We start from the raw sequence: 21,010 nt of genomic DNA, 5'->3' as shown, positions 1-21,010 counted from the left end.
TAAAGACGTTCCAGCCTTGCCTTTCTATTGCTTAGCTGCTTGAGTCGGTTGTTATGGAATTCTATTTGCGAACTGTGATATGCCGTCAACTGGTCATTTTCATCGAGCAGTTCGCGGATGATTCCCCCAGCAGTAGTTCCTCTGTGAGTATCGCCGAATCGATCCGTATTTCTCCTCTGGCTAGTCTCTGTACTAGCTGAGATCTCGACATTCCCAGAGCTTTGGCTTTCTGACGGAATAATTCCCAGTCCCTCGGTTCGAGCCTCAAAGTTACTGTCTTGGTGTTCCTGTCTGATTTCGGTCTACCACGTTTGTTTGTCATTGTCTTTCCTCGTCGCTAACCTTGTCCTCATCATCAAGGTTTTCGCTAGTCTTTACCCGTAATTGGTCAAACAGTTCTTCTAGCTGGCGCTGCCTTTTTTCCAGCCGTTCCACTTCTGAGCGATAATGAGCCAACTGAATCGCGTTTTCCTCTATCAGTTGGCGAAGGATTCCCCCAGAAATCGTTCTTCGGCTAGTTGCGAAAGGTTCTCCTGAATTTCCCCTCTGGCAAATCGCTCCACCAGTTCTGACCTGCTTATTCCCAGTTGCTGCGCTTGAGATTGTAGAAGCTTCCACCCCTTCGGCGTAATCATCAGCGATACGTTTTTCGCGTTTTCTCTGGCTGATTTTGGTCTGCCGCGCTTGTTAGTCATTCTCTCGTTCCTCATCGCCAACCTTGTCTTCCTCGTCGAAGTCTTCAGGAGTTTTTTGCTGCAAATCCCGGTATAGCTGTTGAAGACAGCTAAGCCGCGCCTTCAATCGAGGTAACTTTTGTTCCAGATATGCCAATTCCTCTTGGGTTTCCAAGATTAATTGGCTGAGGATTCCCCCAGATATTTCGCCTTTTGAAACGCTTGTAAGTCTTGCGGATTTTGGACTCTGGATATTTGGGTGATCAGTTCCGTGCGGGTCATTCCCAGACTGGCTGCTAGCTGATTGAGGTTTTCCCAATCCTTGGGTTCGAGCCGTATCCCGACGCTGATCGTCTTCCGGTCTGATTTCGGTCTGCCGCGCTTCTTCGTCATTCCCTGTCGTATTGGTCATTGAGCGTTCCTTTGAATTATCGCATAAACAGAAATTACCTCTTGACAAAATTATTGCACAACATAAAATAAAATAATTGCCAAACAAAAATTATTTGGCAGCCAAACAGTAAATACACTTCCTGGAAAGCGATCGCTCTTCCGTGACAACCTTATCCAGCTTTCGACGATGAAACACTCCGACTGGCTACGCCTTCAATCCGAAGGCGAGAGCATCTGTGCTATCTTGCGCCAACAAGGTTATGTCTGCCGCAAACAGACTCGACGCCTATCCTGGAAACTTTCTAAAACGGGTCAAAACGATTACATGCTCAGATGGCTACCAGCACCCATCAATGAATGGAATTTGATGCCCAACGATACCAGCCCACAATGGGAACAGCTTTGGCAACTCATTGAGGGTACCTTAAGCACCATCAGAGGGGAAGCCAGGAAAATTCTGCTCAAACCCACTTCACAACTGGAAAATAACTCCCGCCCTTGGGCAATTATCCGACTCTTACCTGATGCCAGACGGCATACAGTGGCGAGATTTTTCAACCGTCAAGATGCAGAAGATTACCGACGCTTTCTCAAGCGTTTTATACCGGATGCTGAATTTGAAGTCTTTTTCGATGTTCCTAACGAACAGCTTTAAGGCACAACTAATTAAACCAGGGATCAAGCGATCATGACCGCCTTATTTTGCCGCATCAAACCTGCCCAAAACTTCCGCATCACTAAGCATCAAGTTGCCAGATTCTTAAATATTCCTGCTTCCCTCATCGTAAAAGTCGAATCATGGCTCTACGTTATCTTTGTCCACCGCCTCGACAAAGGAGGACAATTCATCAGCTATCGTCAGATGGAACAATGGAAAAATGCCATTGCCTGTCACCTGCAAAAATGCTCTACCAATCAACAATTACACAGTTTGTGGAATGCGATTAAATATGATCAGACAAAGCACCGCAAACAATATCCTGATTCCATCTTGCCTTTCCTCAAGACAATCTGGGAAAAATGCCTTCAGAGTAGGTTTGTAGCGAAATAACCCCATGCAAGAGGAGGCGATTGAAATCGCTGCTACACAAACATAGGCGAAGCCTTCCCGAAGGGTAGTCCGCCTGCGCGGACTAGGTTATAACGGGGGTAGCTAACCCGGATTTGGTATTAGAACGCTACTTAGTATTAGACTTGATTTTAAGAGCGATCGCGCTTATTTTGCATTGATGTTGGATGGGAGTGGATGTTGGGTTTCGGCGCGTCAACCCAACCGACAGTGATAGGCGATCGCACTATCCTGCAATCGTTAGATAAACAGCGCTGGCGAAATCTGGAAGTAATCGCCAAGTGCCTTAGCTTGTGCTTTGCTAATGAATCGCTTGCCGTTTACCACTTCAGACACTACACCCTGAAGGGGTGACAAGCAGCTCAAAAGCTTGGCAGACAAAGCATTTCCCCCCTCAAGCCTCGAAAAGATGAGAGCTTATTGACAGGTTTATTGCGAATGAATCAGTGAATGAGAATGATAATCACCTGGGTGACGATCCAAGAGTCAGTTGGTTATCTTTAATCCTTAAATACTCCCCCCAAATCAGCACCCCTTCAGGTCACAAGGTTTTGGGGGCGGCGTGCGATCGCGTCGAAGAAGCGGGCGATTCAAACCCCTTGTCAGGCATGGGTTGTGGAGAAAGGCAATCTGGAGGAAGAGAGGCGCATGCGATCACGCAATTAAAGGGAATAGAAAATATTGCGCTTGAAACCCTGATACAAACAAAGCACAGAGCGATTAAACAAGAGAAAAGACGACAGAAAAATCCCGAAAAGTCTCACCGTGAGGGAATTTCAATTTTGGGGCTGAGTGGAATGGCTTCCGTTAGGACATTTTGGAGTTTTTGCAAAAACTTAAATAAAAATGTATGTATTTTATGGTAAAAAAAGAGCGGTCTATCTCGGTTCAAGTTAACCGCCCAATAAATAATGCTACCCCAATTCTATCACAGTTGTCTTAAGAATTATCTAAGTGAGTCTCAACTCCTCACCCTAGAAATTTTACTTTGGCTGCTGCAAGTACATAAACAAGTCAAGATTGAGAGATTAGCCGCGCTCTTTCCTGTACCCATCCTTTATCAAAGTAGGAGGAAACATCTGCAAAGGTTTTTAGTTCTTCCCAATCTTAGTCTACCATTAATTTGGTTTCCGATACTTAAATATATATTAAGAACTCAAGTTCCTCTCGGAAGTCGTGTTATTCTGGCTATAGATAGAACCCAATGGGACAGCAATAACTTATTAATGATTGCTGTGATTTGGAAAAAACGTTCCTTCCCTGTATATTGGCAATTTTTGGAGAAAGCGGGCAGTAGCAATATATCCGAACAAATAGCAGTTATTCGTCCAGTCTTAAAATTGCTTTCCCGTTATCAAATTGTTATCATTGGAGATCGGGAATTCCGCAGCGTTGAACTAGCCTACTGGCTGAAGACAAAGAAGGTATTTTTTGCATTGCGGATCAAGCAAGATACTTATATCCGTCAATCAAAAGGAAACTATCAACAGCTAAGTAAGTTGGGTTTAACTCCGGGGATGAAGTTATTTCATTCGGGAGTTAATTATACAAAGAAAAAGGGATTTGGTCGTTTTAATTTAGCCGCTTATTGGAAACGGAAGTATCGAGGTTCATGTGAAAAACAAGGCTGGTTCATTTTGACCAATTTAAGTAGTATTGATGAAGTGATTCAGGTTTATCAATCTCGCAGTGGTATAGAATCCTTGTTCAAAGATTGTAAGACGGGTGGCTATAACCTAGAAGGAACTAAGGCATGCATAGAACGTTTAAATCGTTTAGTCTTGTTAATTGCCATGGCTTATACTATCGCTTCTTTAAGAGGTAACAAAACTCGCTATCAAAAGCAACAAAAATATATCTGTCGTCTCAGAGAAGTAGCAAGAAGCCAGAGACGTCACAGCAACTTTTGGCTTGGTCTTTATGGATTGACCTGGACTATTGGATGGGATTTTTGTCAAGTCATGGTTGAGAAACTTATGAGGGTTAATCGCTCTAAAATACATTGCTTTCAGCAAGGGTTGAAGGCAATGTATTTAATAAAAAATTATTAACTGCTTTTTCTTGAAATTAAGCTGTATAAACTCTCCCTATTCCCATTCTATTCTTGACTAATTTTAACCCAAAATATTCAACAATTCAAGAGTCTGGGTAGCAATATTCTGCTCTTAAACTTGAGCAGTAACTAAAAAAACTGACGCGATTCGCAGTCCGCGATAGCGAGAGCTTCACGCACGGATAGACCCGAAATCCATCTAGCCGTTGCTGGGTAATGTTTTGGCAACAAGAAAAAGTTAAAGACAATCAACATACTCCTGGAGTGTCACCCAGGTGATTATCATTCTCATTCACTTATTCATTCTCAATAAGCCTGTCAATAAGCTACCATCTTTTTGAGGCTTGAGGGGGGAAATGCTTTGTCTGCCAAGCTTTTGAGCTGCTTGTCACCCCTTCAGCACTACACCACTCGATCCAATCACACCCACCAAGTCAGCTTGACGAGTGCCACTGGATTCCATGATGTGTTGGAGAATTTCATGAGGTGCAGCTTGATCCATCGGATAGTTCTGTTCCTCATAGGCTTCAATCAGCGTTACAAGCAACTTGTGTAACGCTTTCTCCTCTGGAGTTCGGTGTTTAGCAAAGGTTAGCCGTTCTGCTTCTGCTAGGGCGCGATCATACTCCTGTTCTGTCTCAATCACTTTGGGCGCGACTTGTGCGAGTAGATGACGATAAGCGGCTTGGTCAAAAGTAAGGGTCATTTTTCCACTTTTTTTTAATCAGAGTTAAATTGAGGGTGTGATCGCCTTAGAGTTGATTGTAAGAGCGATCGCGCTTATCTGGTGTTGATGTTGCAGGAGAGTGGATGTTGGGTAACAGGCGTCAACCCAACCTACAGCGATGGGCGATCGCACTTAGTACCGCTAGAATAATTATAAATAAATCACGAACGGCTCAAACCCAAAATCTTAAATAGAGATTTTTATCGTTAAACCTATACTACAATCGATAAAGTTATGATGAATAGAGCAATTAATTTTCAAACAGTTTCTTGGTTTTGGGATCTTTACACAAGGAAGTTGCTCGATCTCGATCCCCCCTATCAAAGACGCAGTGTTTGGAATCAAGATTACAAGGATTTTTTTATAGATACTGTTCTCAATAATTATCCTGCACCAGCAATTTTTTTGTATCAAGACATTACGGCTGAAGGCATTTCTAAATACAGTGTTGTTGATGGAAAACAAAGGCTATCTACTTTGTTTGAGTTTGCTCAAAACCAATTTCCTGTCAGCGAAACTGCAACTATTACAAACCTTAGAGGTAAATATTTTAAGGATTTAGATACTGAGGTTAAACAAAATTTTTGGAAATATCAGTTTGCAGTTGAATACCTTCCATCTTCAGATGAAGCCATCATTAATAATATATTTGACCGGATTAATCGAAATGTTAGTAAATTAACCCCTCAAGAGCTTCGCCATGCAAAGTTTAATGGAGTATTTATTAACGCAGTGGAGGATTTAACTCAATGGATGAGTAATGTTCTTTCACCCAACTCCAAATTACCCAACTTTCCTTCAATTAATACAAAATCACGAAAGCAAATGAAGGATGTAGAATTAGTTGCTCAACTTTTACTTTTTTTAGAGGAAGGAGTCAAATCTTACCGTCAAGAAGACCTGGATAAAGCTTTTAGTGATAGAGAAGTTAATTGGGACGATCAAGACGAGATAGAAAATGAATTTAAACACGTCATTCAATTGATAAAAAAGCTTATAGAAAAATCCCCTGATCATATAGATTTGCGGAAAACTAGGCTAAAAAATCAAACTGATTTTTATTCGCTTTTTGCAGCTATTTCAGAATTAAATCGTGATAATTATGATTTTTCAAACAGGTTGCCTGAAGTATCTAGCAAAATAAATGATTTTCTAAAAATCGTTAACTCTCCAGAAGAAACAACTAATATTCAAGAAGCGCAAGATTATCATGATGCTATTACAAGTTCACCACTTTACTCTAGCGTTGAAAAAACTAAAGTTAGAATTGATATTTTAAAATCTTTAATACAAGGAAATATTATTTAATTTTAATTTATTAATGATTTATCCTTCAATTTTAGAACGTCGCTATCTAGAATACCTTCCTTTTGTAGAGCAAGTGGCAAGTCGAGTTAAGGACACTATAATTAACTTTTGTGAAAAAAATGGATATGCCTCAACTTATCGAATTAAAACCAAGGAATCTTTGGCAGAAAAGATTGAAACAGGTAGGTTTAAGAAATGGTCGGATTTAGATGATTTATTTGGATGTACAGTTATTATACCAACCTTATACAAAGAAACAAATGTGATCCAATTTTGCAAAAATACCTTTGAAGTTGTTAAAACCATTAAAAGAGGACAAAACAAAAAATCACCCGATACTTTTCGATTCGATACAACTAGAATCTATGCTCGTTTAAAAAAACCAGAAGATGCAATTGCCAATAAACAATTAAACATTTTTGATATTATATTTGAGATTCAAATCAAAAGTGCTTTTGAACATGCCTGGACAGTTTCCACTCATGAATTAGTTTATAAAAGTTCTACGATTGACTGGAAAAGACTTCGTTTAGCCGCACAAATTAAAGCTACTGTTGAACAACTAGATACACTGATTTTGGCATTTGAACAAGCCTATCCTAGTATACAAGATAATGACTATCCTGAAATTAAAAGAAAGCGGCAACTAGCTATCGCGACCCAAGAGCTTTTTGATCAAGGTAAAATTCCCCAAGAACTGAAGCCAAAAGATATGACCCGTTTTTGCGATAACGTATATCGTATTCTTGCTAGTGCTAAGAAAGAGAATAATATTCAAGACATTATTAAATGTATTAAACAAAAAATTAATTCAACACCAACAAAGCAAATTCCTCGGAGCATATCTTTGTGGCAATATTTCATCGCAATTTTAGTAGAACACCAATTTATTAAGTTCCCCTTACCAAAGTATTATTTTCACGTAACCGATGAATTAATTACGCTTTATCCAAAATGTTTTGACAACAATATCAATTCAACTTTCCAATATAATAGCTAACTGCTCTACAAACATTGCATGTTCCTCCGAAGCTAAACCTTCCTGCAAAACTGACAACACCCTCGCCATATTTCCGGCTAACAAATCACCTGCAGCTAACCACAATCCGGGAAACACTCGACTCCGGATTACATTCCCTTCATCCACGGGTAACGATACATACTCACCCTGCTGCAAGTAAAACCAATCAAGCCTCCGTTCACACACTTGCTGGCGCAATATACTCTTGCACCTCATTGCGACGATACGCCCGTTTCTTGTCATGCAAGTCTATTGCCACACTACTTGCTGCAATTTCTGCTACTAATTCCGGCGCACCCTCGATATAATCATCTTCGCTGAGTCTCGCCTGTCCCCCTACATTTTCATCAATTAACAGTACAGCATCGGGTTGGGGTTCGTTGTCTAAATCTAAACGAATGGTAGGTTCAATCCCTAACTCAATTCCAGATGTCGCCACTTGATAATTGCCCAGCCAAATAATTAAATTAGCGTGAGGTTGACTGTGACTTCTAAAACGCAGTGCAGCAGGCAAGTAAACGACTCCTTCAATTAGTTCAGCTTTCTGGAGAGAAGGCATCGCATTATAACGACGCTCAAATTCATAACGATTTAAGCGATCGCCACTTTCAAGCGCTGGAGGTAAAGACTCTTGCTGGAAGGGAGTTTGAACCATTGATTGCCGTTGTCGCTAGTGTTGATGTCTCTATCCCTAGATCCTATCTGCTATCATCCGGTATTCCCACAACTCGACGAAGCGCGATCGCATGGCTGATGGCGAAGACAGCGCCACTACGAAATAAGCGCGATCGCTAAATTTTGGTCTATTGCCTTTTTCGAGATCGACCTGCTATAGTGCAAAAAAGACCGCTCGGTTTCCATTTATGTCAAAAGCTGAACAAACCAAAAACCGAATTATTCAGCAAGCCGCAGACCTATTTAACCAGCAAGGTTACGCCGGATCGTCCATGTCGGATATTATGGCGGCGACGGGGTTGAAGAAGGGCGGGATTTATAACCACTTTGCCAGCAAGGATGAGTTGGCGATCGCGGCTTTCGATTTTGCTGTGCAGCAGGTGAGTCAGCGTTATATCCAAGCGTTGAAAGGGAAACAGGGGGCAATTCCCTGTCTCCAAGCGATCGTTCACACCTTCTCTACTGCTCCCGAAGAGGTGTCTCTTAAAGGTGGATGCCCGTTGCTCAACACGGCGATTGAGAGCGACGATACCCATCCCGCCTTGCGAGAGCGGACACAACGCGCTATGTCTAGATGGCGTAATCTGATTCATCAGGTTGTCCAACAAGGAATAGAGGCAGGGGAAATTCAGCCGACGGTTAATCCCGATGCGGTAGCAACGATTTTGATCTCCACTCTGGAAGGATCGCTGATGATGACCAAATTGTATGGCGATCGCATCCATCTGCAACGCGCTAAGGAACATCTTGATCGATACGTGGAGGATTTGCAGGTAAGGCAGGAGGCAGAAGGCAGAAGGCAGGAGGGTTCTTACGAATGACGAATGACGAATGACGATCAGATCCGTTAACTTTCATTGTTCCCACCTACTTATTTTTTTGGCTCAAAAAAGACCAATCGGTCTTAATTTAATGTAAATTGCTGGAGGCTTTAATGCTAACGTTCTACTACCATCCCCTATCACCGATCGCCCGTCGGGTCTGGATTGCACTCTTAGAAAAAGGAATTCCCTTTGAGCCAGTGATCGTGAATCTGAATGGGGAACAATTCCAGCCTGAATTCCTATCGCTCAATCCGTTTCACCATGTCCCGGTTTTAGTGGATGGGGAACTGCGAATTCTGGAATCTTTGGCAATTCTGGACTATTTGGAGGCGAAATATCCCAGCCGATCCTTGCTTCCTCAAACACCAGAGGCGATCGCTCAAATGCGGATGGTGCAAATGGTGACAACCAATGAACTCACGCCCAAGTTGCCTGGGTTGGCGATTGCCAGCGACTCCTCAGAACCCAACGCGGCAACGGTTGAACAGATTGCCACTGTCCTCAATTTTCTAACTCAACAACTGGGCGAGTTGGCTTATTTCGGCGGAAATGATTTATCTTTGGCGGACATTACAGCGGGGACAGCCTTTCCCCTGCTGACGCGACTCGGTATTGAGTTGCAAGGACATCCGGCGATCGCGGCTTGGTACAAGCGTATCACCGCCCGACCCTCTTGGCAGCAAACGGAACTTGATGACAATGACTTTAACACCTGGAAACGATTCGTATCATTGATGATTAAACGTCGTCAACGGCAAACAGCAAGGACATAATTTCACAACCGCAACGGATTGGCATTGATTCTCGGCTATGTCCCAGGGATGAAGTGAAGGAACGAGGCTTCCATCCTCCCGCCTGTTTTTGTGACCTATACAGGACGCTAGTACAAAACAGTAGAAGTTTTTGATCACCTCGGTACTGGGGTAGTTGGGCAGATTTGAGCATAAGTCATCAGTCAATTGTAGGGGCGGGTTTAGGAACTTAGGTCAGCATTTGACCAATAATTTATCAACAAAACCCGCCCTCATATCATGTCCTGAGGATACCGTTCAGAACCTTTATCTTCACAGTAAACGAGACAGTAGCAAATAGATCAAGCGAAATAGAGCCGTTACCGCGATCGCACTCGCCGCCGTAATCCCTCCAGCAATGATCACTTCTAGCATAGACCAACTACCTCGAAGCGGAGGGATAAACAATACAATCGCAGTTATTCCGCTAATCATGAGCAAATTCTTGCCTTGAATCAGGCGACGGTATTGGGTATAAACTAAACCACCAACGACCATACCCAATAATCCCACACTTATACCTGAAATCCCCAGAAAACTATATAGAACAATAAAAATTAATCCAGTTTCAAATCCAATAAACGCCGCGTCATAAAAAATTTCGGATAGTGAACGAGGTAGACTTGGTGAATGGTGTGGGTTAGTGATAACCGTTTGGGGTTGAGGTTGAGGTGATACGGGTTGTGAGTCCAGAGCATCAATCACCTCTTGAGCCGATTGAAAACGCTGAATTGGTGCTTCTAAGAGCAGCTTGTCTAATACATCGGCTAGGGTGTCACTAACGTTGATATACTGCTTCCAATGCCAACAATTGGTATGGGAATCACGCAGTTCTTTGAGATCTTTACCTGCCAACAAAACAACTATTGTCACAGCTAAAGCATACAAGTCAGAGGCAGGTTTAACTTCTCCCCCTATCATCTGTTCAGGTGGAGCATATCCAGGGGAATAAATGCCCGTCGAGGAGTTAGATGATTGTTCTCCTGCTATTTTGCTAACCTGCTTAACTGCACCAAAATCCAACAAGTATAACTGCCCATTGCGGTGACGCATAATATTGGAGGGTTTAATATCCCGATGGATTGAACCGTTCTCATGGACAAACTTGAGGATTTCCAGCATTTCTCGGAAAATTTGTATAGCTTCTGTTTCTGAGAATGTGCCTTTGGTTTGCCGTTCTTCTTCTAAATCTTGCCCATCAATAAATTCCTGTACCAAGTAAAAGAATTTCTCTTGAGTATCAGGTTGGGATAACTTGGCAACACTTAAGGGAAAAAAGGCATAAAGATTAGGAATTTGAGGATGATTATTACCCAGTTGTTCTAACACTTCTGCCTCCTGCTCGAATAACGCTTGAGCTTTAGCGAGTTGGGAGGGACTTAATTGATCAGAAGGCTGAAACTGCTTGACGACACAATAGCGCATCATTGGGGTGTGGCGATCGCGTGCCAAAAACGTTGTGCCAAACCCTCCCTGATTTAGCAACTGGGTTGGAATATAACGACCCCCCAAAATAAGTGGTATTCCACAAGCTGTACAATATCTCTGCTGTGCTGTTTGCAGCGTGGCTTTCTGATCCAGTTCAGCAAAGAAGTTTTGGGGACGAGGGCAATGGGGGCGAGTGCAGTGGATTTCCATTGTTCATATCCAAAGAAGTCATAAGTTATCAGTTATATATAAGTTATAAATCAATTGTAGGGGCGGGTTTAGGAACTCAAGTCCGCTATTCACCAATAACTGAAAAGCAAAACCCCCCCTGATTCATCAGTCTTGGCTACGGAACCCTTCACTTCGTTCAAGGGAACCTGGTTTTGAGTCGCGATCGCGCCTTGTATCACTTTTATCTTCATAGCCAACGAGACAGTAGTAAATAAATCAAGCGAAATAGGGCAGTTATCGCGATCACACCCGCTCCAGCCAACACTCCAGCCACAATGACTGCTGGAATTGACTTATCGGCGAGGAATGCTAGGATAAACGATAAAACTAAAGTAATTCCGGCAAGAATCGGCAAGTCTTTACCTTCAATAATTCGGCGGTATTGGGTATAGATTAAACCCCCAACCGTCATCCCCACCAATCCCACACTAATCCCTGATACCAATCCCCCACTAATCCCTAAAATATCAAAGATACTTCCCAAGACACTAAAAACTAACGCCCCTTCAAAGCCAGTAAACCCTGCGCTGATTAACGTTTCTGATAGGGTAAAACGGGATTTTGGTCGCTGAATCGCGGGTTGTTGCTGAACCACAGGTTGCGGCTGAACCACAGGTTGTTGTTGAACGACTGGTTGGGGTTTGGGAGTAGGGGGAGGTGGAGGTGGTGGTGCTGGGGGAGTTCGACGCGGTTTGAGAGCGTCCATCACCTCTTGAGCCGATTGAAAGCGTTTATTTGGGGTTGGTAGAAGCATACGGTCTAAGACTTCTGCTAACGTATCACTAACCTGAGTATAGGTTTTCCAGTTCCAAGCGTTATTGTAGGAATCATATAACTCTTCTGGCTCTTTCCCCGTGAGCAACATAATCAACGTTACCGCCAACGCATACAAATCTGTTGACGGGTAAACTTGCGCCCCTGACATTTGTTCCGGTGGCGCAAATCCCATCGAATAAATGCCAGTCGATTTGCCAGATGGGGTTCCGGCGGCTGCGCCTTTGGTAACTTGTTGTTTAACCGCTCCAAAATCTAACAGATACAAGCGTCCATTCCGGTGACGCATGATATTAGAGGGTTTAATATCCCGATGGATTGAACCATTCTCATGGACAAACTGAAGTACCTTCAGCATTGCCCGCAATACTTCTAGGACTTCAGCTTCCGAGAAAGTACCTTGGGTTTGCAGTTCTTCCTCCAGGTCTTGTCCATCAATAAATTCCTGGACGAGGTAGAAAAACTGGTCTTCTTTACCCGATTGGTTCAAATTACCAACGCTCAAGGGGAAAAAAGCATAGAGATTGGGAATTTGGGGATGACTATTACCCAATTGTTCCAATACTTCCGCTTCCCGTTCAAACAAACCTTGGGCGATGGCGAGTTGTTGGGGACTTAAGTCACCAGACGGCTGGAACTGCTTGACAACACAATCGCGCATCGTTGGCGTATAGCGATCGCGTGCCAGAAATGCGGTACCAAAGCCACCTTGACCGAGTAACTTAGTGGGAAGATAGCGACCCACTAAAATCAGGGGCATCCCACAAGCCGTACAATACTTCTGTTGTGCCGTTTGCAGTGTCGCCTTGTCATCGAGATCGGCAAAAAAGTTTTGGGGGCGAGGACAGGCGGGACGAGTGCAGTAAATTTCCATTGTTCTGAACGCATTGGCACTAATAATTGTATCGCCCTCTTCGTTGAGGTTTTCCCTGGAAGGGCGGGTTTAGTGGAAATGTATCGATGATATCCTTTCTGGAGTGGTTTACACCTGCCCCTACCCCAGATTTAAGGTAGGGTTTGCTGCATAAGTTGTCACGCATTTAAATGGGGAATGGGTAGCGAGCAAGATGCTCACATTACAACGGTTTTGCAGGTGCGACATTCAGGTTTAAATGCCGAACAGTTTAAGAAATGTTAACAATTCTCAAACCCTTACTGTTGCCTGTTGCCTGTTGCCTAATCTCAACCGTTAACTTTAATGAAAGTCCGACTACTTAATACTATGTCAGAAATTGGTAACGAAAACGACAAAGATAATACTCTGTTGAACCAATGGCGTCAGAAAATCGAAATCGCCAATCGCAACAATATTTTTTGTCATTGTCGCCATTGCCGTGATGAATGGGTAGACTCCTGTTTAAATAGTGCCTGTAATCACTGCGGTAGCCACGATATTGAACGGATTCCCTGTTGGCAATTTCCAGATGGGTAAATAAAGGAACTAGGAATAATTTATATCGTTATTTGTCATTTGTCCTTCCCAGCTCCCCCAGCTCCCCCAGCTCCCTGCGCTGCACTAGGGCGATCGCAAAGTCCGAACCGTTAAAACTTGGGGTGGTGTTGCATCAGCCGGATAGATAAAATCCACCTCGACAAAACGGCGATCGCCTGGAGGCATTTTTAGCGTCAGCAACGGTTCTCCAGCTTGACCCCGATGTTGTACCAGATGAACCGAACGGGTACGGGCTAACCCCCGGTCATCGGTGTAGCGCAGTTGTACCGTACCCCGAAAGAAGACCTGGGAATCGGGAGGATTTAAGAAGTGCAATTCGTCGGTTTCTTCTTCTTCATCAGGTTTAAGTGGGGTTTGAATCGCCAAGGTTACGGTTTGTGAAGCATCTGTCCGGTTGACTAAAGGCAAGGTGAGGTGATACTGCACCCCATAATTGCCATGGGCGCGATGAGCGGTATCCGGATAACGGACTTTTAGAGGCGCACTCTGCACCTGATCAGTCCCTAAAGTGATAAACGGAACCGTACTTAAGGGATAGGAAAACGCTTGACCCGGTTGAGGAATACTCAGATTCGACGCACCCGGACGATCAACGACCTCAGTACGCCATTGAGAACCGACCGCCACACCTGCGACCCGACCATAGACAATCTTACCGTCCGTCTGGTTGGGTGGTGTGGGGATGCGATCGCGCGGTCCGGCTAAATTAGCTTTAAATAATAAATACCGCCATTCGTCAAGAGTTGGTGGACGATAGGGACGTACAGAGGCCCCCGCAGATTCTCGATTCACTTTGCGATCGGAATTCAGGGGGGCATACATGGCTAAACTTGCCATATAAACAGGTCGATTGGTTCGCAGACGCATCAACGTAGACCGGGAATTGCCTAACGCAATGGGTAAATTCAATACCATTTCGCTCTGTCGCGGCGGAATCACAATTTGAGAAGGAAACGAGGATTGATGCACACCACGCAAGACATCAGTCGCTACCCGTGAACCGGGACCCGAATAGACTAAGCCAAAGGGATTATCCATATAAGGCGGTAAATTGATAAACGGAGCATCCGGATTGGTTACATAACTCACCGCTTGCAAAATATCTAAGGTTACAGGTTGACTCCCTGCATTGTGAACCAGAATCCCTTGGTACATGGGTCGCCATTCCTCTGGCGTATTGGAGCGGGCGATATGATGAGCAAAGATATCAAAGCGTCCAGACAGCGGGAAATTTAAATGAGCGCCGGGACTCGCTTTTCCATAGGGGGGGAAGGTTGACAGTAAAATCCCCTCAGTTTGGATCACTTCCGGGCTATTGCTATTAAAGACAGGGATCTGATCCAGTTGTCCTGGTAGGGGTCGTATTTGCTGGGGTTGTACCACCAATTCCTGAGCCGGAGGAGGAGGTGGGGGTGCTGGGAGAACAGGGATAGCTTGAGCTAGCGAGAAATTGGTGAATAAAGACAGCATGAACGCAGGGGTTTTCCAACCTCACACACACAACAACAGTTCTCAGTTTCAGCGTTTCACTCCCGTCATCAGTAATAAACTGGTAACGATGGCGGAGTGGTTAAGTATAGACCGATACTCGAACTGTCGATTTATCATCCTACCGCTTGTTAGTGGTCAAAGCTATCGATACCAACGATGGCGGGTTTATACTGCTGGACATAGTTAATAAAAATGGGCAGAAAGTTTCTGATTTCTTTCTGCCACAGTTAGCCCGATGTACTACAGCTTATTCGGTTTGATTTTGAGTTGTTGAGAGTAGCTCGTAAAATTAGAGCCTGCAACACAATGCTTGTCTGGCTGATTAGGAGTCACTGCCCTTATTGCACAGAAGGTAGGTAAGCGCACCGCCAACCAAACCTCCTGCAAGGAAAGGAAACGCTCCCGTTAAAGCGATTCCTCCTACTGCGATGCCACCGCCAATTCCCGCTAATCCTGAAGTTATTCCGCTAACGGAAATTGTCGCACAAGCACCAGCACCAACAGTGGCTCCTGCTGCCAAAGCATCTTCTGTCTTCATGGATTGCTCCTTGCTAGACTTATCCTGATCATGTCCCACTCAAAATAAAATTGGGTTGATGAAACCCTTGAATTCTGTAAAGATTGTGGAAAAATACGATAAAGATCAGGCAGAAGGTTCCAAGGACTAAGTAGGGTCTGCTGCCGGGAGTCTTGTGGTGGGGAGAGGCAATAGGGAATAGGCATCAGAGAATATCCACATCAGACTGAGCTATTCGTTGACTCGGTGCAAGATTTGTAGCTAACAGTTTAGCACACTAAGTACGGAAGACCCCAGAATGTTAAGCTGACTGCCAAAGCTTAATTTTGCGATCGCTCCCCGCACTGACGAGAATATCCCCATGGGGACTAAAGGCTAAAGAACGAACGGGTTGAGAATGCCCTGATAACTTGGTTAATCGTTGACCATTTTGAATATCCCACAATTCAATCAGCGCCCCACTTCCACTGGCGAGAACTTGACTATCGGGACTAAATGCCAAAGCCGTCACACCTGGAGACTCTGGTGCAAACGTCCGTATTGATTTACCGGTTTGGGGATTCCAGAGGGTGATAGCGCCACTGCTACCACTGGCAAGCATCAGACCATCGGGGCTAAATTCTAGGCAGGTAATACTTGTTGATTGATTGGTAAACGTGATTAGCGGTTTACCATTGTGAGGATTCCACAGTTCAAGAGTGCCATTTAAACTACCCACGGCACAACTATGACCATCTGGGTTAAAGGCAATATGTCGGGCTGAATCTGAATTTCCGGCTAAAATACGCAGCAATTTGCCTGTCCGTACTGCCCAGAGTTTAATTTCCCAATCCCCGCTACTAATTAAAATCTGACCATTGGGACTAAAGACAATATCTCGCACCCGATCCGCACGACTCACCAAAGTATTAATCAGTTTTCCGGTACTGAGTGACCACAGTTTGATGGTTTTATCAAAACTGCCACTGGCTAAAATCTGACCATTGGGACTAATTGCCACACAGGTTACGCGGTGGCTATGTCCAGTTAGGTTATGCAAAGGTTTGCCCAGGCGTAATGCCCACAGTTTAATGCTTTTGTCATAACTACCACTGACTAACGTTTTACCATCTGGACTGATGGCAATGGAACGAATCGCATCCGTATGTCCCGAAAGAGTCCGGCGTAGTTTCACCTTTTCCCAGGGATGGGGTGAGGCGGAAATGGGCAATAACTGAGTAATCAGAGACATCAGTCCTTTGGCTTTAGACTGAGTAGGCGATCGCTTCTTGATCGGAATGGGTGCAGGCGGCGGTAAGTCAGGCTTGGGCGCAATAATGTCTTCAATACAACGGCGAATCATGGCTGGGGTTTGCGGTCGCTGACCAGGAAACGTCGCCATGAGATAATCAATTAAATCGGCTAATTCTTTACTAATTTGCGGCGCACTCTCTCGCCATTGCAATTTGCCCGTCCGGGGGTGAGACTCAAAATCGTTGGGGGATTTGCCTGTGAATAAATAGACAAAGGTGCGACCTAGGGCAAAAAAATCTGATTGCGCTACCGCTTTGCCCTCCATTTGTTCCGGTGGTGTATACCCACTAGAGATAATCACGGTGCCGGTTTCATCTTGTTTTTGCCGTTGTAAGTAGGTTTCGGTGATCTCCCGCACCGCCCCAAAGTCAATTAATGCCAGTTGCCCATTCGGTCGCAGGATAATATTGGAGGGCTTGATATCTCGATGGATTAGCTCTTGTTGGTGCAGTCGTTCTAAAATATCTACAAGTTGTTTCAACCATCTGATCGCCAGATCTTGATTGATCACCGATCGCTTCTGATGCGATCGCCACTGCTTCAACGTGATCCCCTCAATTTTCTCCATGATCAAGCAGTGCAGGGAAACATCTGTCCCCTGTGACCAGACAAAATAGCCGTCTGACTCAACTCTGGGAATACCCGGATGCTGAAGCCGACTTAAGACTGTAGCTTCGCGTTGGAAGAGGGATACCGCTTTTTCCTTGGCATCATCACCGTAAAACCGTTCCAGATTCAGGACTTTCAGGACTTTGGCAATTCCCTGATCATCGACTTCAAAGGTCTGACTAAACCCACCTTTACCGAGTTTTCGCAGGACTCGATAACGGTTTTGAAGCAACAGGTTGGGGTATATCATGAGGGGAGTTAGAAACAGTAATCTTGGCTACATCGCAGTATCACTTATCTCTTTTTGCGTCGCCATTTATACCAAAGCTCTCGGATCGGCTTACAATCTGCCTTCAATCGCTTCGAGCAAGTTAATCGTGTTAAGTCGTGCATATCCCACCACTTGGTCAGATGTTCCTTCTAGTATAGAAAGAATCGCTTTAAGTTGATCGTCGAGGTTATCTACGCCTTTTAACCCATACAATCGATCCCGGACGCGAGTAAGAATTAGACGAATTTGCAGCGTCTTCAGATCATCGGATACCTGTTCTTTGACTAAGGCATGACTCCTGAGTAGCCCCAGTTGACTGACGGATTTCGTTTGGCAAACGGTTAAAATATGCTGACAAACCTGTTCAATAAATTGATTAGTGGCATACTTCAACAAAGCCGGCTGAATGGTGAAAATCGCTTCATTGGCTTCGGCATTGGGTTCTTTTTCCAACAGCGATCGGCGTTTGAGCGATTCCAACGCGGCAAGAAGTTTCGATAAGGATGTGACCGAAAACTTCATTGCCTCTTTTAATTCCGAGATAGAAAGGGGCTGATTTTCCAGTGCCAACCAATAAATAATTTCCTGTTCTAAAGGAGATAAACGCTGGAATTGTTGATTAAAAACATTGGGAAGAATATCACCAATGATTAAGGTACTTTGCTCTAAAAATTCAGAAATATTTCCGTCAAATATTTCTTGGATCGTTGTCGCCATTATTTTTAAGGCTAACGGATTACCACGATAAAGTTGAATTAGGGCATCGGCGCTAGACTTTAAGGAGGAAAATCCTTTGGTTTCTAAAATTTGTTTGGCATCCTCCGCACTTAAGCCTTTGAGTTTGAGTTCGCGAACGGGGAGTTTTTCACCTGCTAATGAGGCAATTTCTATCGGTTTTTCCCGACTAATCAGCAGTAAGCAACTTTGATGGCGTTCTTCAGCCATGCGCCGAATCAGTTCTCCATAGTCTTGATACCCGTCTCGATAATGTCCGGCTAACCTGCCACTACTCATGATAGTTTCCACATCGTCGAGGAGCAACAAGCAGCGATGGCGTTGGCAGTAATCCATCAGTCGCGAAATTTGACCATTGACGGTATCGGGTAACTCTCGTTCCTTACCCTCGGATAAAAAGTCAATCACCTCAGTCAGGAGATCACCGAGGGGTGAAGCATGACGTAGCGATCGCCATATAACATATTCAAAGGACGATTGCACCTGTTCAGCTAACTTCGCCGCTAGGGTTGTTTTACCGATTCCCCCCATTCCCAGGAGTGCCACAATGCGACAGCGTTCTTTGACAATCCATTGGTCTAGCTGTTTCAGTTCCCCTGTGCGACCGTAAAAGATGGAGATGTCAATGGTTTCTCCCCAATCCTGGCGACTACGACTATTGGAGGGTGTCGTCTTGCCTTGATCGACAATTTCTTCCCAGTTGAGTCCTAAAACGTGACAATATGCTTTAAAAGCATGAGCGCTAATGGGTTGTCGTCCGGCTAAAAACCGCTTCCATGTCCCTTGGGAGAGTCCATTGGCATAAGGTCCGCCAGTATACCACGGTTTATCCGGTTCCAGTATTCGACTAGCCTCAAGCAAGCAGGTGTCGTCATCATCAAGACTCCAACTCCACCCCTTTTCATTTCTGGCTTGCTTGATTTTAGCGAGTCCCCATTGAGAGGCTTTAAGAGTCGGCACTGTCTCACCTTAGTTTTGCCATTTGTCAAGATCGATTTTAGTGCAATTTCTAGCGTTATGGATAAAAGCTTGCTGACTGGCACGCATTGAACGCACCCCAGCTAAATTAAAAATTCTAGCTGGGGATTCTTATGCTAGGCTTCAAAGGTGTCAAGTTAAGGCGGGTTCAGTGGACTGATAAATATGTGCGGCTTTGAGCATGTGATAGGTAATCAACAGTTGGGTTAGCGCTAAGGGATAACTCTGGAGTGTTTCCCCCGTTGTTCCCGTAACCTTACCAATATTGGGATCACCTTCTAATGTGCAGTATTTACCTAAGTAGGGAATTTCGCTACATAAAATCCGTTCTAATTCCCGCACCTGTTCCTCTGTCGCATGACCATCGATTTCCAGAACATCTACGGGTTTACCCATATCTCGGTCTAATTCTAGGCGAATGGCTGTACTCAGATGGGATTTACTGGGACTGAGGAGTCGGGTAAAGTCTGGATGGGGAATTGTCGGTCTCAGGACTAACCGTACATTCAGCATTAAATCACTCTGTTCTTCGGATAATTCGTCAGGGGGATAGAAACTGACAACAATATCTGACCACTTGCGCTGGGGACGGATAAATTCCTCCGAATCCATTTCCCGTTTTCTCAATTGTTCGAGTACCTGTTCCTCTGTATACCCTCGCTTGCGCGTATCCCGCTTAACTTTCCACTCACTCCGCAGCGATTCCGGTGGGGCTAAAAATACCTTGACATCGAAGCACTCACGCGCTAAACGAGTCGAATAACCGAGTAATCCTTCAACAATGACAAATCGGCGGGGTTGGATGTACTCCGGGGGTTCAAAGGTGCCAGTGTTATGGTTGTAAATCGGTTTGAGAATCGATTGTCCCGTTCGCAGCAGATTCAGGTGCTGCTGCATGATATCCAGATAGTTACAGTCGGGATGGAGGGCTGAAATCGATTTTTGCGCCCGTTGCTGGCGATCATAGCGATGGTAATCATCGGTACAGAGGATTGTGACTTCATCTTCGCCCAAGATTTGAGCAATTCCTCGTGTTAGCGTTGTTTTGCCAGCAGCGCTATCACCGACAATACCGAGGATAATAGGGCGATGAGTCATAATTCTTCGATGATTATAAAATTAGGGAACTCCTGATTTGTCTCATTTTAGGGGGAAGGGGTTGTTTTGTCATTTGTTAAAGAAAAGGGAACAGGGAACAGGGAAGCTAAGAGCGGTCTTATGTCTGTTATTGGGGAAGAGGTAATTGACAATATTCTCCCTCATCTCCCCCATCTCCCCCATCTCCCCCATATCCCCTGCACCTTATCCAGCCATCTGGGTGGCTATATCATCCGTCTTTGCCGCCATGATAAAGTCGTTTTTATGTAAGCTGGAGATGGCGTGAGTCCACCAGGTTACAGTGACTTTACCATATTCGGTTAAAATAGCGGGGTGATGTCCTTGTTCCTCGGCAATTTCACCCACACGGTTGGTAAAAGTGAGCGCTTCTTTGAAATCGGGAAATTTATAAGACCGTTCTAAGTGGGCTTCCCCTTCTGGCTGAATTAGGTTCCAGTCGGGGATTTCCGGTTTAAGTTGGGCGATCTCCTCTTGGCTAACGGGGGATGAATTCTTGGTGCAAGCTTCGCACTTTTGTTGGTTTAATTGAGCCATCGTGATTATCCTTGTGACTGCCATCACTTTCACATGCCCAAC

The 21,010-nt window shown here is 44.5% G+C and carries 21 protein-coding genes and 3 pseudogenes; 10 read left to right on the top strand and 14 right to left on the bottom strand.

Annotated features, from left to right (window positions below):
- Window positions 1-318: 318 nt before the first annotated feature.
- From RIE73_RS03630 to RIE73_RS03620, 3 genes are read right to left on the bottom strand one after another with little or no spacing between them, the layout of a single operon-like run.
- A complete protein-coding gene (locus RIE73_RS03630) occupies window positions 319-456 on the bottom strand; it encodes a hypothetical protein (protein WP_446399888.1) in 138 nt (45 codons plus the stop codon).
- A 20-nt stretch (window positions 457-476) separates the two neighbouring features.
- Entirely contained in the window at window positions 477-695 is a 219-nt protein-coding gene (locus RIE73_RS03625; protein ID WP_446399887.1) for a hypothetical protein, read from the bottom strand.
- On the bottom strand, window positions 688-1,086 hold the full coding sequence (locus RIE73_RS03620) for a hypothetical protein (RefSeq protein ID WP_446399886.1): 399 nt from the start codon (window positions 1,084-1,086) through the stop codon (window positions 688-690). Before RIE73_RS03620 ends, RIE73_RS03625 begins: the two co-directional genes overlap by 8 nt.
- Window positions 1,087-1,254: 168 nt before the next feature.
- On the opposite strand from RIE73_RS03620, the gene RIE73_RS03615 reads away from it, so the two are divergent.
- Entirely contained in the window at window positions 1,255-1,722 is a 468-nt protein-coding gene (locus RIE73_RS03615) for a hypothetical protein (protein ID WP_446399885.1), read from the top strand.
- A 33-nt stretch (window positions 1,723-1,755) separates the two neighbouring features.
- Window positions 1,756-2,118 (top strand): hypothetical protein, encoded by a 363-nt coding sequence (locus RIE73_RS03610; RefSeq protein WP_446399884.1) that lies wholly within the window; start codon window positions 1,756-1,758, stop codon window positions 2,116-2,118.
- Window positions 2,119-2,376: 258 nt separating this feature from the next.
- On the opposite strand, the pseudogene RIE73_RS03605 reads toward RIE73_RS03610, so the two are convergent.
- Window positions 2,377-2,481 (bottom strand): annotated as a pseudogene (locus tag RIE73_RS03605) (transcriptional regulator); the annotation flags it as partial.
- Window positions 2,482-2,582: 101 nt separating this feature from the next.
- On the opposite strand from RIE73_RS03605, the gene RIE73_RS03600 reads away from it, so the two are divergent.
- Window positions 2,583-3,002, top strand: a complete 420-nt coding sequence (locus RIE73_RS03600; RefSeq protein WP_446399883.1) for a hypothetical protein — start codon at window positions 2,583-2,585, stop codon at window positions 3,000-3,002.
- A 45-nt stretch (window positions 3,003-3,047) separates the two neighbouring features.
- Window positions 3,048-4,187, top strand: a complete 1,140-nt coding sequence (locus tag RIE73_RS03595; protein ID WP_446399882.1) for an IS4 family transposase — start codon at window positions 3,048-3,050, stop codon at window positions 4,185-4,187.
- 402 nt (window positions 4,188-4,589) lie between these two features.
- Here RIE73_RS03595 and RIE73_RS03590 read toward each other — a convergent pair.
- Window positions 4,590-4,895 (bottom strand): annotated as a pseudogene (locus tag RIE73_RS03590) (helix-turn-helix domain-containing protein); the annotation flags it as partial.
- 255 nt (window positions 4,896-5,150) lie between these two features.
- Here RIE73_RS03590 and RIE73_RS03585 point away from each other — a divergent pair.
- Together RIE73_RS03585 and RIE73_RS03580 are read left to right on the top strand one after the other, a co-directional pair.
- Window positions 5,151-6,224, top strand: a complete 1,074-nt coding sequence (locus tag RIE73_RS03585) for a DUF262 domain-containing protein (protein ID WP_446399881.1) — start codon at window positions 5,151-5,153, stop codon at window positions 6,222-6,224.
- 13 nt (window positions 6,225-6,237) lie between these two features.
- Window positions 6,238-7,224: a hypothetical protein gene (locus tag RIE73_RS03580; RefSeq protein WP_446399880.1), complete on the top strand. Its 987-nt coding sequence runs from the start codon at window positions 6,238-6,240 to the stop codon at window positions 7,222-7,224.
- On the opposite strand, the pseudogene RIE73_RS03575 reads toward RIE73_RS03580, so the two are convergent.
- Window positions 7,201-7,900 (bottom strand): annotated as a pseudogene (locus RIE73_RS03575) (Uma2 family endonuclease). The gene RIE73_RS03580 and the pseudogene RIE73_RS03575 sit on opposite strands and share 24 nt — an antisense overlap.
- Between RIE73_RS03575 and RIE73_RS03570 the strand changes: the two are divergent.
- From RIE73_RS03570 to RIE73_RS03560, 3 genes are all read left to right on the top strand, one after another.
- Entirely contained in the window at window positions 7,900-8,040 is a 141-nt protein-coding gene (locus RIE73_RS03570) for a hypothetical protein (RefSeq protein WP_446399879.1), read from the top strand. The pseudogene RIE73_RS03575 and the gene RIE73_RS03570 overlap by 1 nt on opposite strands.
- Window positions 8,041-8,108: 68 nt before the next feature.
- Window positions 8,109-8,741: a TetR family transcriptional regulator C-terminal domain-containing protein gene (locus tag RIE73_RS03565; protein WP_446399878.1), complete on the top strand. Its 633-nt coding sequence runs from the start codon at window positions 8,109-8,111 to the stop codon at window positions 8,739-8,741.
- Window positions 8,742-8,854: 113 nt separating this feature from the next.
- Window positions 8,855-9,517, top strand: coding sequence for a glutathione S-transferase family protein (locus RIE73_RS03560; protein WP_446399877.1), 663 nt, complete (start codon window positions 8,855-8,857; stop codon window positions 9,515-9,517).
- Between the two features lie 291 nt (window positions 9,518-9,808).
- On the opposite strand, the gene RIE73_RS03555 is transcribed toward RIE73_RS03560, so the two are convergent.
- Both RIE73_RS03555 and RIE73_RS03550 read right to left on the bottom strand, forming a co-directional pair.
- On the bottom strand, window positions 9,809-11,173 hold the full coding sequence (locus RIE73_RS03555; RefSeq protein WP_446399876.1) for a protein kinase domain-containing protein: 1,365 nt from the start codon (window positions 11,171-11,173) through the stop codon (window positions 9,809-9,811).
- Between the two features lie 208 nt (window positions 11,174-11,381).
- Window positions 11,382-12,842 (bottom strand): protein kinase domain-containing protein, encoded by a 1,461-nt coding sequence (locus RIE73_RS03550; RefSeq protein WP_446399875.1) that lies wholly within the window; start codon window positions 12,840-12,842, stop codon window positions 11,382-11,384.
- 348 nt (window positions 12,843-13,190) lie between these two features.
- Between RIE73_RS03550 and RIE73_RS03545 the strand changes: the two genes are divergently transcribed.
- Window positions 13,191-13,400 (top strand): hypothetical protein, encoded by a 210-nt coding sequence (locus tag RIE73_RS03545; protein WP_446399874.1) that lies wholly within the window; start codon window positions 13,191-13,193, stop codon window positions 13,398-13,400.
- Window positions 13,401-13,484: 84 nt separating this feature from the next.
- Here the strand turns inward: RIE73_RS03545 and RIE73_RS03540 are convergent, their stop codons facing one another.
- The 6 genes from RIE73_RS03540 to RIE73_RS03515 form a co-directional block, all read right to left on the bottom strand.
- Window positions 13,485-14,891 carry a DUF3370 domain-containing protein gene (locus RIE73_RS03540; RefSeq protein ID WP_446399873.1) on the bottom strand — a complete coding sequence of 469 codons (1,407 nt, stop codon included), beginning with the start codon at window positions 14,889-14,891 and terminating at the stop codon, window positions 13,485-13,487.
- A gap of 343 nt (window positions 14,892-15,234) precedes the next feature.
- Window positions 15,235-15,450: a hypothetical protein gene (locus tag RIE73_RS03535; RefSeq protein WP_446399872.1), complete on the bottom strand. Its 216-nt coding sequence runs from the start codon at window positions 15,448-15,450 to the stop codon at window positions 15,235-15,237.
- 280 nt (window positions 15,451-15,730) lie between these two features.
- Complete coding sequence (locus tag RIE73_RS03530) at window positions 15,731-17,581, bottom strand: protein kinase domain-containing protein (RefSeq protein WP_446399871.1); 1,851 nt, start codon at window positions 17,579-17,581, stop codon at window positions 15,731-15,733.
- A 90-nt stretch (window positions 17,582-17,671) separates the two neighbouring features.
- Window positions 17,672-19,297: an NB-ARC domain-containing protein gene (locus tag RIE73_RS03525; RefSeq protein WP_446399870.1), complete on the bottom strand. Its 1,626-nt coding sequence runs from the start codon at window positions 19,295-19,297 to the stop codon at window positions 17,672-17,674.
- Window positions 19,298-19,447: 150 nt separating this feature from the next.
- The gene (locus tag RIE73_RS03520) at window positions 19,448-20,413 is read right to left on the bottom strand and encodes a phosphoribulokinase (RefSeq protein ID WP_446399869.1); all 966 of its coding nucleotides are present in this window, start codon (window positions 20,411-20,413) and stop codon (window positions 19,448-19,450) included.
- Between the two features lie 204 nt (window positions 20,414-20,617).
- Window positions 20,618-20,968 (bottom strand): 4a-hydroxytetrahydrobiopterin dehydratase, encoded by a 351-nt coding sequence (locus tag RIE73_RS03515; protein WP_446399868.1) that lies wholly within the window; start codon window positions 20,966-20,968, stop codon window positions 20,618-20,620.
- Between the last annotated feature and the right edge of the window lie 42 nt (window positions 20,969-21,010).

Source organism: Coleofasciculus sp. C1-SOL-03, from assembly GCF_040220555.1.
Lineage (GTDB): Bacteria > Cyanobacteriota > Cyanobacteriia > Cyanobacteriales > Coleofasciculaceae > Coleofasciculus.
The sequence above is the reverse complement of the archived record's forward strand: the minus strand, read 5'-3'. Positions and strand labels throughout refer to the sequence as shown.